The 11,783-nt window shown below is 61.9% G+C and carries 13 protein-coding genes; 5 read left to right on the plus strand and 8 right to left on the minus strand.

Going from position 1 to position 11,783, the window contains the following annotated elements:
* Window positions 1-124: 124 nt before the first annotated feature.
* Entirely contained in the window at window positions 125-388 is a 264-nt protein-coding gene (locus AVCA_RS01915) for a hypothetical protein (RefSeq protein WP_012699097.1), read from the minus strand.
* 88 nt (window positions 389-476) lie between these two features.
* On the opposite strand from AVCA_RS01915, the gene AVCA_RS01920 reads away from it, so the two are divergent.
* A complete protein-coding gene (locus AVCA_RS01920) occupies window positions 477-908 on the plus strand; it encodes a helix-turn-helix transcriptional regulator (RefSeq protein WP_072432476.1) in 432 nt (143 codons plus the stop codon).
* A gap of 638 nt (window positions 909-1,546) precedes the next feature.
* Complete coding sequence (locus AVCA_RS01925; RefSeq protein WP_012699099.1) at window positions 1,547-2,515, plus strand: glucokinase; 969 nt, start codon at window positions 1,547-1,549, stop codon at window positions 2,513-2,515.
* A gap of 72 nt (window positions 2,516-2,587) precedes the next feature.
* On the opposite strand, the gene gloA2 is transcribed toward AVCA_RS01925, so the two are convergent.
* The 3 genes from gloA2 to AVCA_RS01940 all read right to left on the minus strand — a co-directional run bounded on the left by gloA2 (window position 2,588) and on the right by AVCA_RS01940 (window position 6,226).
* Window positions 2,588-3,046 carry an SMU1112c/YaeR family gloxylase I-like metalloprotein gene (gene gloA2 / locus AVCA_RS01930; protein ID WP_012699100.1) on the minus strand — a complete coding sequence of 153 codons (459 nt, stop codon included), beginning with the start codon at window positions 3,044-3,046 and terminating at the stop codon, window positions 2,588-2,590.
* A gap of 180 nt (window positions 3,047-3,226) precedes the next feature.
* Complete coding sequence (locus tag AVCA_RS01935) at window positions 3,227-4,516, minus strand: sugar MFS transporter (protein ID WP_012699101.1); 1,290 nt, start codon at window positions 4,514-4,516, stop codon at window positions 3,227-3,229.
* A gap of 1,347 nt (window positions 4,517-5,863) precedes the next feature.
* Window positions 5,864-6,226, minus strand: coding sequence for a hypothetical protein (locus AVCA_RS01940; RefSeq protein ID WP_012699102.1), 363 nt, complete (start codon window positions 6,224-6,226; stop codon window positions 5,864-5,866).
* A 909-nt stretch (window positions 6,227-7,135) separates the two neighbouring features.
* Between AVCA_RS01940 and AVCA_RS26630 the strand changes: the two genes are divergently transcribed.
* A complete protein-coding gene (locus AVCA_RS26630) occupies window positions 7,136-7,879 on the plus strand; it encodes a C80 family cysteine peptidase (protein ID WP_231876242.1) in 744 nt (247 codons plus the stop codon).
* 1,922 nt (window positions 7,880-9,801) lie between these two features.
* Here AVCA_RS26630 and AVCA_RS01955 read toward each other — a convergent pair.
* The gene (locus AVCA_RS01955) at window positions 9,802-10,032 is read right to left on the minus strand and encodes a hypothetical protein (protein WP_012699107.1); all 231 of its coding nucleotides are present in this window, start codon (window positions 10,030-10,032) and stop codon (window positions 9,802-9,804) included.
* 18 nt (window positions 10,033-10,050) lie between these two features.
* Between AVCA_RS01955 and AVCA_RS01960 the strand changes: the two genes are divergently transcribed.
* On the plus strand, window positions 10,051-10,365 hold the full coding sequence (locus AVCA_RS01960) for a hypothetical protein (RefSeq protein ID WP_012699108.1): 315 nt from the start codon (window positions 10,051-10,053) through the stop codon (window positions 10,363-10,365).
* Complete coding sequence (locus AVCA_RS01965) at window positions 10,358-10,642, plus strand: helix-turn-helix domain-containing protein (RefSeq protein WP_012699109.1); 285 nt, start codon at window positions 10,358-10,360, stop codon at window positions 10,640-10,642. The genes AVCA_RS01960 and AVCA_RS01965 overlap by 8 nt, the downstream gene beginning before the upstream one ends.
* 126 nt (window positions 10,643-10,768) lie before the next feature.
* Here the strand turns inward: AVCA_RS01965 and AVCA_RS26635 are convergent, their stop codons facing one another.
* From AVCA_RS26635 to AVCA_RS01980, 3 genes are all read right to left on the minus strand, one after another.
* Entirely contained in the window at window positions 10,769-10,975 is a 207-nt protein-coding gene (locus AVCA_RS26635) for a hypothetical protein (protein ID WP_012699110.1), read from the minus strand.
* A gap of 138 nt (window positions 10,976-11,113) precedes the next feature.
* Window positions 11,114-11,425, minus strand: a complete 312-nt coding sequence (locus tag AVCA_RS26640; RefSeq protein ID WP_012699111.1) for a Rha family transcriptional regulator — start codon at window positions 11,423-11,425, stop codon at window positions 11,114-11,116.
* A complete protein-coding gene (locus tag AVCA_RS01980; protein WP_012699112.1) occupies window positions 11,422-11,730 on the minus strand; it encodes a helix-turn-helix domain-containing protein in 309 nt (102 codons plus the stop codon). The genes AVCA_RS26640 and AVCA_RS01980 overlap by 4 nt, the downstream gene beginning before the upstream one ends.
* Between the last annotated feature and the right edge of the window lie 53 nt (window positions 11,731-11,783).

Raw genomic sequence — 11,783 nt, forward strand, 5'->3', positions numbered from 1 at the left:
GGTCCGGCCGTGCGCCCCGTGCCTGGCAGAGGAGTGCCCGTTCCGGCACGCGCCGGCGTGACGGGGTGCCGCTTGCCGCGACGACACACGGCCAGGTTCCCCGGCGCGGTTTGTCCGCCTTCGGTCAGGGCTCCTCCGTCGTCGTGGGCTGTCGCAATCCCTCCGCATCCGCATCCGCCAGGATGCCCGGCAGCACTTCGGCGCCGATCGCCAGCGACAGGTCGCGCAGGATGGAAAAGGTCAGCCTCCCGTTGGGCAGGGTGCTGGCACCGGCCCAGCGCTGGACGGCCTGGGTCACCGTGCGCGGTTCGTAGCCGTGGGTCAGGGCGAACCGGCGGAAGTTGCTGCCTTTTTCGATCAGCCGGGCCTGGATCTGACGCTTGTTCATGGCTCGGGTGTTCTCATTTGGTTAAGATGTACTCATTGCGCGTAACGGTATCTACTCCAAACGCATATGTCAAATGGTAATACTCCAAATGCGTAAGAAAAGTGCGACGGCTGTTCTGGCGCGCCTTAAAATGCTGACGGGCTGCGCGACCGATACGGCCCTGGCCTCCACGCTGGGCATAAGCCCCCAGACCCTGAGCAGTTGGAAGTCCAGGGATACCATTCCCTATGCGCTGTGCGTAGAGGTGGCCGACGAACACGGTGTCTCGCTCGACTGGTTGCTGGTCGGCGAAGGGGCGATGAGCCGGGGTGAGGTGGAGGGGGCGGCGGCCCGGGAATCGGCGGCCGTCTACGACATCAGCCCCGGCGAGCAGGCGTTGCTCGAACTGCTCCGTTCGCTCGGCGAGGGCGACCGCCAGGAGATCCGGCATGTCGCCTCGGAGAAGAGGCGCCTGATCCGCATCGAGCAGCGCCTCGAGGAACTGGCTGCGGCGGTCGCCGCCATCAAGCGGCCCGTCTGAGCGTCGAGATCCGCCGCGCGCCCGGCCATCGCCGGTCGGGCGGGTCGGCCGGAACGTCGCCGGGGCTCCGCTCTTTCCATCATTCCCATGGTCGCGGCCGTCGTTGCGGCCGCACTTTTCCCGTACGCGTTCCGAGGGCTCCGGGGCATTCGCGATCGACGGGAGAACTGCCGGCGTCCCGGCTTGGCAGGCGGGAATGAAACGGGCTTGTTAAGCGAAAAGCCAAAGGCTAAGGTAGCGCTATCTATCGGCTGTATGCCTGCTGTGCCGTGGCCTGCTTCCGGTCTGTGCCGAAGAGGGCCGGGAGGCATGCGCGGCATGGGCGAAGGGATGGCAGACCCGGGCCTGTCTGTGCGCCAACTGCGCGGATAGCGCAGTCTTCGTGGCGTGCCTGGGAGCGATCTTTTCTTCCGGGATGACGCGCTTTCAGGGGCCCAAAGGGCGGCCGTCCCCGCCGCTGGCCGCTGCCTTGTCGTGCGATCGCGGCCAGTTTCAGGGTCTTGCCGGGGTTTTCCGGACTTTATCTACAAAATACAACAAAGTGTGAAGCCTATGACTGTCGAAACCCACCTCTCCGCGTTCCGTTCTATCTTGGCCACCTCGCACAGGATGTGCCCCGGACTGCAGGAGCGACTGAAATGACTCTGACAATGGTCGGTGATATCGGGGGTACCAACGCGCGTTTCGCCTTGTGGCGCGATGAGCGGATCGAATCGGTGCGGACGCTGCCCGCGGCCGACTTCGCCACGCCGGAACTGGCGATCGAGCATTACCTGTCCTCCCTCGGACTGTCGTCGGGCGATCTCTCCAGCCTGTGCCTGGGTTGCGCCGGGCCGGTGTCCGGCGAGGATTTCCGCTTCACCAACAACCATTGGACCCTGAACCGCAGCGCCTTCCGTCGGGCGCTGGGACTGGACAACCTCCTGCTGATCAACGACTTCACCGCCATGGCGCTGGGCATGACGCGTCTGCGCGAGGACGGACGCATCCAGATCTGTCCCGGCGCGTCGGAGCCCGGCAACCCGTCTCTGGTGATAGGGCCGGGCACCGGCCTGGGCGTCAGCACCCTGGTGCCCGACGGCGGCGACCGTTGGCGGGTGCTGCCGGGCGAGGGCGGGCATGTCGATCTGCCGGTCGGCAGCCTGCGCGAGGCGGCGCTGTGGCAGCAACTGTTCGCCGACCTGGGCCATGTACGCGCCGAGGATGTGCTCAGCGGCAGCGGTCTGGTGCGACTCTACCGGGCGGTCTGCACCCTGGACGGCCATGCGCCGCACCTCGGCACTCCCGCGGAGATCAGCACGGCCGCCCTGGCCGGCGATCCGGTCGCGGTGGAGGTCCTGAGCCTGTTCTGCATCTGGCTCGGCCGGGTCGCCGGCAACGGCGTGCTGACCACGGGGGCGCGTGGCGGTGTGTATATCGTCGGTGGGGTGATTCCGCGCTTCGCCGCCTTCTTCCAGTCCAGCGGCTTCGCCAGCAGCCTGTGCAGCAAGGGTTGCATGAGCCATTACCTCAACGGCGTGCCGGTCTGGCTGGTGACCGCCGAATATCCCGGCCTGGAGGGTGCCGGCGTGGCCCTGCAGCAGGCGCTGGAGCCCGCCGCCGCCTGAGTCCGAGTCCGGGCGTCGGGGCGTTGTCCCTGGCGCCCGGACGCGGCGTATTCCCCTTTCCGGCGAGGCCGGTCATCCACCCTCGCTGGCGTGGACGGAACCGTATCCGCCAGGGCCGTTAGGTTCCCGGTCGTCCTGTCGATCCCCCGACTCGTACAGCTCCAGCGGCAGACCGTCGGGGTCCGCGAAGAAAACGAAGCGCCTGTGCGTGTACCCGTCGGTCCGGATGGGCTCGACGGCTATTCCCTGGCGCTCGAGTTCCGCCTTGCAGGCGGCCACGTCCTCGACCTCGAAGGCCAGGTGGCGGAGGCCGCAGGCCTCCGGATAGGAAGGGCGCGCTGGCGGGGCGGGAAAGGAGAAGAGTTCGATCTGCGAGCCGTCGGGCAGCGCCAGGTCGAGCTTGTAGGACTGGCGCGCGGCCCGGTAGTGCTCGGCCAGGATGCGCAGCCCCAGGCATTCGGTATAGAAGCGCTTCGAAACCTCGTAGTTCGAACAGATGATGGCGGCATGGTGTATGCAGCGAAGGCGCATGGCGTGATGGCTCGTATCGGGTGAATGACGGGATTTGGACCTGGCGGGCGGTCCGACGTCGGGGCGGGACGATACGGAAGATACCGTGCATCGTCGCTGGCTGCGGAGGGGACGTCGACCGGAGCAGCATTCCGGGCCTGTGCGGCCCGGAACGGCAGGGAGAGAACGGTGGCTTCGCGATCAGCTCGCCAGGTGCGGACGGCGTGCGTACCAGCCGTAGGAGGCGATGCCGGCGTAGCAGATGGCCGGAACGGCCAGCGCCAGGGAGAGCGTCGACAGATCGGCGGCGAACCCGGTGAGCGGCGGAACGATCGCGCCGCCGACGATGGCGCAGCAGATCAGGCCCGAGCCCTCGGCGGCCCGTTCGCCGAGCCCTTCGGAGGCCAGGCTGAAGATGGTCGGAAACATGATGGAGTTGAACAATCCCACGGCCAGTAGCGACCAGCCGGAGATGCTGCCGGTCGAGAGGCTGGAGAGGCTGATCAGGACGATGGCGGTACCGGCGGCGAAGGCGAGCAGCTTGCCGGGCGCATAGCGGCGCATCAGGGCCGCGCCGACGAAGCGGCCGACCATGGCGCCACCCCAGTAGAAGGCCACGTGCTTGCCGGCTTCCTCCGCGACCAGATGCAGGGTGGTCGGCAGCATCAGGTAGTCGGTGAGCAGGCTGCCGATGGCCACTTCGGCGCCCACGTACAGGAAGATGCAGGCGGCGCCGAAGGCGAAGCGCGGCTGCTTCAGCAGGTCGAGGGCGGAAAACGGATTGAGACGCTCGGGCCTTTTCGAGGACTTCAGCGCGTTGCGCTGCAGCCAGACGATAGCGGCGATGAGGCAGATGATCAGCGCGATGCCGACGTAGGTATTGCTGATGACGCTGGCTTCGTGGGCCAGGAAGGCCGAGAGCTCGGCTCCCGATAGCGTCGACGGGTCCACTTCGTTCAGGGCGCCGAGAATCAGGATGGCGCCGATGTAGGGGGCCACGGTGGTGCCCAGCGAGTTGAAGCCCTGGCCCAGGGTCAGGCGGCTATGGGCGGTGGAGCCCGGCCCGAGCAGCGACAGCAGGGGATTGGCGACCACCTGGACGGTGGTGACGCCCACCGCCAGGATGAACAGGGCGCCGAGGAAGGCCGGGAACAGCGTCGACAGGGTCGCCGGGATGAACATCAGGCAGCCGGCGGCCATGGTCAACAGGCCGACGACGGCGGCCTTCATGTAGCCGATGCGCGAAATCAGCAGGCCCGCCGGAATGGAGGCGACGAAATAGGCGAAGAAGAACGCCGACTGCACGAGCATGGCCTCGGTGTAACTGAGGCTGAACAGGTCCTTCAGCTTCGGAACGAGGACGTCGTTGAGGCTGGTCAGCCCTCCGAAAATGAAGAACAGGGCGAAAACGTACAGGCTCAATCGCTGCGCCTGGGGAGGCGCCGGATTGTCCGTGCCGGCATTGTTGAAGGTCGTTTCTACCGTCGTCATCGTGCATTTCCTCTTGTTGTGATTGTTGCTTCAAGGAGAGGCCCCTGCCGTGGGCAGGACGGCGCTGTCTCTAGCCGGTGAAGGTTTGTCGAGAGGAGGCATCCGATCGTGTCGGAATGCTCGCTTGCCGTTTCGGGATACCTTGAGGCGGTTCCGGTGGCGATCCGGGGTTTGTGTCTTGCCGGAATGGCGAGGCCGGTGGTAGCCGCCTTCGCCGCTCGCGGCAGGAGGCGTTCAGCCGGCTTCGGCCCGGCCTCAATGACGGATATCGGTACGCTGAGGCCGCAGGGGGGGATTGTGTCTTCGCCGTCCGAGAGTGGCCGCCCTGTGCCGTTGGAATGGCCAGGCAAGGCGGAACTGGCCGTGGTGGGCAGCTCCTGAGTCGATCCACATGGCGCTGGATGAACGCATAAGATACCTCGATGCGTGGACGGCGCTGTCTCGCGGGCTTGAAGCCCATTGTCGAGCGGAGAGTCTTGCTGCCGTCCGGCTTGTTGTTTTTGTCGATTGCCGCCTGGATTTCACTGCGGAGCGGTCCGCGGGCTCCTGGGGGAATAAGGGAAGATCGCTAAGACAGCGCTACCTTAGTGGCTGGATTCTTCTTTGACAAGTGCTGAGGTCCAGCTATTGATGAATCGTTTCACTAGCCGGCTGCGCCGGCCTGTTTCCGGGCCGCAACCGGAACGATCCGCCGTGGCTCCGGGCTTGTCGCCGTATGGAGTGCCGTCCGGGTACTGCTGGGAATGTCCCGGCGCGCAACCGGCGTTTTTCCGGGCGATTGAGCGGCGGCCGAGGCGCGGCGGCAGTCGGCGGCTCGAAGTCTCGGGAACATGGTTGCGGGTTGGCACCGGCTCGATGGGACGACGCCAGAAGGCGATCCGATTGGTGCGTTCGCATAAGGGGGAGGCACTGTCTGGGCGGAACCCTTTCCGCTTCCGGTAGGGGCCACTTTCTTCTGCACGAACGAAAAGCGCCAAGGGGCTACCTTGGCGCTTTTCGTTTTTCCCTTCTTCCGTGGGCCATCGTCCTGATGATGCCGCGATCCTGCGACAGTCCCTAGCTTCCATCCCTGGCAGCCTTCGTCGATCCTTCGACGTCGGTGTGGAAATGAATCTACCGGGATCGCCGTCTCGGGCAAATTGGGAGAATTCCCGATCTTCTGTAAGCGATGGCTTACAGGGATACGCCAGGCCTGTTGGCTGACGTCGTTCGAATCCAGCCGGCCGGATACATGCTCGTCGCGAGCAGCCGTATGTCTACTGCCAATCCCCATTGCTGCGATCACGGTCGGGGTGGGCCGAACGGATCGGACCGCACGCCAGCCGCTGCGCTAGAACACTTGGTGGATCAATGCTCACCGCATTGCACTTTCTGCTGCTGCGCCCGATGTTTCGCCTCCCGTCCGCGAAGCCTGCCCAGGCTTTCGGCGACCCACCTGTCCAACGGTACCGGATGTTCGAAGGCATCGGCGGATACCGTGCCCTTGATCTTGTTGAGTACGCCCCACATGCAGTTCGACACGGCGTCGCTCCAGCCCACAACGATCGGCTCCGGAGATGAGGCCATGGTTTCATCCGTGGAAATGCGCCATCCGACGATATCCAGTTCACTGATTTCATGGCTGTCGTCCGTGCCGTCGCCTAAGTAAGTGATCTCGACAAGCACCAGGTTCTGATTGGTGTTGGGGATGGTGGTAAAGGACTGAATCATCGGGCTCTCTATAAATTCTGGAATTGGTTTGAAACAGGGCGGCAGCTTATCGGCGTCGCTCGGGGAGTAGCACCCCGCCAGCCCTACCGGTCGTCGGTGAGTCGCCCGGTGCCTCATCGAGACGGCGCCAGCGGGCCTTCCCAAGCCTTTCAGCATGGGCTTATGGACTGGCCGTCCCGGTTTTAGTTTTAGTGCCGCTGGTCGGTTCGTAGAGTGCCGATGGGCGAATGGATCGTCTTGCTGGACAGGTTCCGCCGGCCTTTATCGGCTATCCGGCCAAGTCGATCGGGCATGTTGCCGATGAAAGGGGCCTCGCCGTCTCGCCTTGCCTCCACCGCTGCGGCGGGGGGGTGGCTTTGCGAACCTCCATTCATTCCGGCGAACAGTCCGGTTTCGTTCATGACGAAATGGGAAATACGGCCGAACGGGAATCATGGCTGCCGAACGCAAGCCCGGAATCCTGCCCTTGCTGGCATGGAGGCGCGTCGGGCGCCTGGGGCGGGTCTGGTTGCTGGTCTCCTCCGCGGGGGCGAGAACTCCTCCTGGCCATTCGGCAGCTTGGATTCCCGCTTCAAGCCGGTGGTGTAGACCTCGGCCGTGACGCTGTTCGCGACATGCGAGCCCAGCCAGGTGATTGCGGCGATCTCGTCCTCGACACCGGTCGGGGTGTAGGTCAGCTCGGGGAACTGGTCATGTTGGCCTTTGGCCGGCAGGGATAGCCGAGCACCGCCGTGCCGCGTTGCGGGCGGCTCTCCTCGCTCCGGGGGCGTTGAGGGTATTGCTCTGGTCGAGGTAGGCCTTGATGGACATGATGATGTCACTCCTTCAGGCCTGGGCTGAATTCGCCTCTGGGGTATGTCAAAATTATCGGTATCAATAAAGGTAGGACTCAATTATTAAGGATAATGAATGATCATCGCTATTACAGATAAAACCAATCCGAATGGTAGTCTGGATAAAGACATAACCATGCAAATTGGCGTCCAGACGCTCTCCGCCAAAAAATACCCATATGAAATTCGCCAGAAATATGGCTTTGGATTGCAAACTCCGACACGGGGAATGTTGGTTCATGATGAGGGGGAACCACTCGCCAAGCTGCAGCCAGAAGAGCGACTCTATATCCTTGGTCATGGGGAGTCGCAAGCCAATACGTTATCCGGTAAGACTCCGAAGGAGCTATTGAATCACTTGATCAGTCGGGGATTGGACTTGACGCGCGATTTAAGGATTGTCTTGGTCTCTTGTAATGCCGGCGTGCGCTTGAGTGGCCCAAGCTACGCCGAGCAATTCTATGATGAAATAATGAAATGGTGGCAATGGAATTGCATGCCAAGCGAAATAAGTTTTATGGAGAAGACGGGAGCTTTTCCATCGGTTTGGATAAAAGCGCCCAAGGGGCTCATTTCGCTCTCCAGTCCTTACGGAAAGCCCAGCATAATTCCAACCGAGCATGTTGATGAGTATCGACGTCAAAGCACCAAGCTGGAAAAAGTGAAGGCCACCGTTGAGAGTGATGACTCTGAAGTAGTGCGCAAGGCCGAGCATGAGTTCGATCAGTGGATAAATCTACATATGACCGTTACGAAAAGGACGGATTGGCAGTTTATTCCCATGATCAGTAAGGATCACACGTGGGGCTTGCCGGATTAATCCATGCAGTAAAGAGCTTAAGTGCGCTGATCAGGTCCGGCCGGCTACTGCGTTCGATGTAGACCTCGCGCGGGCTTTCGTCTTCAGTGCGGCTCGGGTTCCGAGCGCAGCGGTTTCAGACGAAAGCCCGCGCGTGCGGTCAGGTGCGATTTCCGGGTTGTGCACCTTCTGGAGTTCTGCATCCTCTCCGATCAGCACCAGATGTGAACAGGGCCAAGCCATCGACTGCTGCTTGCCATGTGGCCTTCCAGGGATTGGACGTTGGCCTATCATGGGGTTGGCCCCCAAAAGCTGGGGCAGGCCTGTAAATGAGCTTTTCAGGTGGCTTGCGTAGGCGGGCACAAAGGCAGCATCCGCTCCGGATTGGCCAGCGATCATGCCCGACTTTCCAGGTATGTAGAAAGGACAGCTCGGGTAATGCCGGTCAGTCAGACAACTTCCCTGATGCGGGGTGTTTGCCCGATGTGGTCGGCCCCACGGTTGCCTGGGTAAGATCGTGTCTTCGGATATTGCCCTTCGGGGACAATAGCTGCTGCCAAGCGTTGCTGAAGCACCTTTCTTCAGCACGAACAAAAACGGCGAGGGATTAGCCTCGCCGCTTAACGTCATTCGCCACATCCTTGGGCCCATCATCCTGATGAAGTCGCTATCCTGCGACTGTCCCTAGCCGCCATCCTTGGTCGGCCGGCGTCGATCCTTCGACGCCTTGGTGGAAGTAAATCTACCGGAGTAGCCGCCTCGAGCAAATTGGGAGGGCTCTCGATTTTTTGTAAGCTATGGCTTACAAGGGTTGAGCCTATGACTATTCCACGTCAAATATGACTAATGTTCTAACTTAGTGCTGACTTCTGGTCAGTTTTATCCTGAGCGGCTCACTTTCCACTTGCTCAAAGGGCCTAAGCAGTCCAGTCGATTGTCCCAGGGCCTCCAAGGTAAGACACGAGTCGATGATTCGCTCACCCTCGATGATGTAGTAAACCTTCCTGCGTTTATCGAGGTGCAAACCATAGCCGCATGACTTTAAATGATTGGAAATCCGGGTTTGTAATGCATTTCTGGTAATAATGATTTTCTTCATGCTCACTCTTTTCATATGGGAGTTATAAGGAGAGGCGAAAGGGGAATAAGGCTTCAATGATGAATAGAGTTAACCAGAATAAGATGACCAATAGTTTTCGACTCGAGCCGAAATCAAGATGCGCTCTCTTCGAGCATGGAGCTGTCATATGGGGGCTTGTCTCGCCTTGTCGAACGCTTGTGGCTGGCGTTGATCATCTTTCCCTGGCTCCCCGAAAAAGATCAACGAACAGTCCTTGGGGCGAACTGGATGATCGAGGGCGGCTCGGAACGTCTCAGTTACTGCGAGCGATAGCGGCACGGTCCGGGAGATACCATTCTTGGTCTCCGCGAGGTGCACGATGCGTCGCTTCGGATCGACCTGGCGCATATGTAATCCCAGAACGCATGCCTCTCGATGGCGATGCGTACGGTCCAGCCAGGTATCGCATATTGTGGGCATCGACGGCGGCAAGCAGGCGGCCTTCTTCATCGCCTACGAGTTCGGCGTTCTCGCCCAGATCCGGGACTCGGTTTACGGATATTGAGGGCATGGTTGGCCAGGAGTCCGCCTCACCATTCCGGAATGACCATCGTGAACATGTGGCTGCGGTGCAGAAAAGTGCAGTGAACCTTAGTCTGGCTTAGCCGCGAATCTTAGGCTCGATTAGGCCGGCATCTGCCGGCTGCTGAATCGCTGTAGGCTGCGTCATTCCTGGCTTTTCGCAAGTTTGCTCCGTGAGTCGGAAGCGCGCGCCAGGTGGGCCTTCAACCTGCCGTAGCATTTCCGCCGCCGCCGCCGCCGCCGCCGCCGCCGCCGCCGCCGCCGCCGCCGCCGCCGCCCGTCTCGACGATGATGATGTTGGTCATGGGCGGTCCTCCTCGAGGCTTTCCACCCGTCGGCCCTCGTTGTGCTCCAGATCGAGGCCAATGGCGGTCATCAGGGCGCTCAGCCAGCGAACGCGTTCATCTCCACAAAGCGCGGCAATCGGTGCGTCATCGGCGATATCGGCGACGGTGCGCGTGCTGTTGCTGGCGCGCGCCACCCCCGGTTTCAGGCCAGTGGGAATATCGCTTGCTTGCCGCGTGTACGGCATAGCCGTATCATCCTCGCCATGTATACCGTCTTCGAAACCGGAGTATTCCAGCGCTATGCGAGCGCTATTTGGGCCGATGGTGAGCGTGAGGCGTTCATCACCTGGCTGGCTGCCAATCCTCTGGCCGGCGACGTGATTCCCGGCACCGGCGGGTTGCGCAAGGTGCGCTGGTCGCGGGCCGGGATGGGCAAGCGTGGCGGAACGCGCGTGATCTATTACAACGCGCTCGCCGATGGCCATATCTGGCTGTTGATCGCCTATACCAAGGCCAAGCTCGACAACCTGCCGGTGGCCTTCCTGAATCAGCTGAAAGAGGCAATCGAACATGGGTAAGGAAATGGAGCAGTTCCAGGCCGATCTGCTGGAATCCGTCCGGCAGATGAAGGCCGGCAGGGCGGCGCGAGCCACGAAAGTGGAACTCACGCCCGTAGCCGAGGCGCGTGCCAAAGTTGGCGTTTCGCAGGCAGAGTTCGCCGAGCTGCTGGGGGTGAGCCTGCGAACTTTGCAGGATTGGGAGCAAGGGCGGCGATCCCCTTCCGGGGCGGCCAAAACCCTGTTGCGCGTAGCTGTCAAACACCCCGAAGCGCTGCGCGACCTGCAAGTGGTGTGATTGCCTGCGTGTTGATCGGAGCCGCCTACGGGGGGGGCTGGCGCCAGCATGGCTGACGATCAGCAGCAGAAGCTGGTCGAGGATGAACTCCTCGTGATCCTCGACGCGATGTCCGGTGTTAAGTCGTCATGCCGCACGCCCTCCCAGCAGCAGAGCCCCTGCGCCTGTCATGTAGGCCAGTACTGCTGCCTTTGCCTTACGGAATGCTTCGTGGTGATCGTCGCCGCGCTCAAGGCTGGTATGCAGATGGTTTCGCCAGACCGCCTGAAGCGTCGTCAGCAGCAGGTACTGCTCGATGGTCAGCGTGTCGCGCTCGCCGCTGGCGATCCCCATGACGGTGTTCAGAGCCTTGTTGGCGTTGGATGTGAAACATGCGCTCCGGCGTGTTGCTGCCGCACTCCTTGGCGCGCCGGGCCAGGGCCGCTACCTCGTCGTGCATAGCGTGGTGGAGCGGCAGGTACTGCGCGTCCGTCACGCGGGAACGGTCGCAGCGATCAGGTCAGCCTTCAGGTCCACCACGATTTCGATATTCCGCGACAGCGACAGCAGGTAGTAGCTCTGGTCCTCGTTCAGCAGGGCATAGCGCTCCGGCCGGCCTCCTGCCGAGCCTGCGGTGGGTTTCTCCATTTGAAATGGAAGAGCCCCGAAGCGCTTGAACTTGGCGATATAGCGCTCTATCAGGGCCATTATGGCCTTGTGCTGGTTGCCCAACCGCTTGGCCAGCAGGCGGCTATCCACCCGCGCTTCGCCCTTGAACTGGATCAGGGTAATGGCGTTGCTCATGCGGCGGACTCCTGGCGTTCTTCCGGCAAGGTGCCGATGTAGTACAGCGCCACGCCTCGGTGGATGCGTCCGTGATCGTCGGTCAGGGTGATGCGGTGGGTCTTGATCGCGTGCCCCAGCTCACGCAGCTCCTTCACGCGGGCTGCCGGCATCATGATGTTCAGCTCACGCCGGGCGGTGATCGTGTCCACTGGGCCGGCTTGCAGACACGCCAGCAGTCGAGCGCGCTGGGCATCGGCGTTGGTATCATGGCGATGCGATTTCTTGGGGCTGGCCTGTTGGTCGGCCTTCTTTTTGTCCGTCATCAGGCAGCATCCCTCGCGGCAAGTTTCGATTGTTGCCAAGCAGCAACTTCCTG

The organism is Azotobacter vinelandii CA (genome assembly GCF_000380335.1).
Classification (GTDB): Bacteria; Pseudomonadota; Gammaproteobacteria; order Pseudomonadales; family Pseudomonadaceae; genus Azotobacter; species Azotobacter vinelandii.

Excerpts from the sequence above, each read along its gene's own strand:
- AVCA_RS01915 (WP_012699097.1), bottom strand. The coding sequence starts at position 388 with ATGAACAAGCGTCAGATCCAGGCCCGGCTGATCGAAAAAGGCAGCAAC.
- AVCA_RS01920 (WP_072432476.1), top strand. The coding sequence starts at position 477 with ATGCGTAAGAAAAGTGCGACGGCTGTTCTGGCGCGCCTTAAAATGCTG.
- AVCA_RS01925 (WP_012699099.1), top strand. The coding sequence starts at position 1,547 with ATGACTCTGACAATGGTCGGTGATATCGGGGGTACCAACGCGCGTTTC.
- gloA2 (WP_012699100.1), bottom strand. The coding sequence starts at position 3,046 with ATGCGCCTTCGCTGCATACACCATGCCGCCATCATCTGTTCGAACTAC.
- AVCA_RS01935 (WP_012699101.1), bottom strand. The coding sequence starts at position 4,516 with ATGACGACGGTAGAAACGACCTTCAACAATGCCGGCACGGACAATCCG.
- AVCA_RS01940 (WP_012699102.1), bottom strand. The coding sequence starts at position 6,226 with ATGATTCAGTCCTTTACCACCATCCCCAACACCAATCAGAACCTGGTG.
- AVCA_RS26630 (WP_231876242.1), top strand. The coding sequence starts at position 7,136 with ATGATCATCGCTATTACAGATAAAACCAATCCGAATGGTAGTCTGGAT.
- AVCA_RS01955 (WP_012699107.1), bottom strand. The coding sequence starts at position 10,032 with ATGCCGTACACGCGGCAAGCAAGCGATATTCCCACTGGCCTGAAACCG.
- AVCA_RS01960 (WP_012699108.1), top strand. The coding sequence starts at position 10,051 with ATGTATACCGTCTTCGAAACCGGAGTATTCCAGCGCTATGCGAGCGCT.
- AVCA_RS01965 (WP_012699109.1), top strand. The coding sequence starts at position 10,358 with ATGGGTAAGGAAATGGAGCAGTTCCAGGCCGATCTGCTGGAATCCGTC.
- AVCA_RS26635 (WP_012699110.1), bottom strand. The coding sequence starts at position 10,975 with ATGGGGATCGCCAGCGGCGAGCGCGACACGCTGACCATCGAGCAGTAC.
- AVCA_RS26640 (WP_012699111.1), bottom strand. The coding sequence starts at position 11,425 with ATGAGCAACGCCATTACCCTGATCCAGTTCAAGGGCGAAGCGCGGGTG.
- AVCA_RS01980 (WP_012699112.1), bottom strand. The coding sequence starts at position 11,730 with ATGACGGACAAAAAGAAGGCCGACCAACAGGCCAGCCCCAAGAAATCG.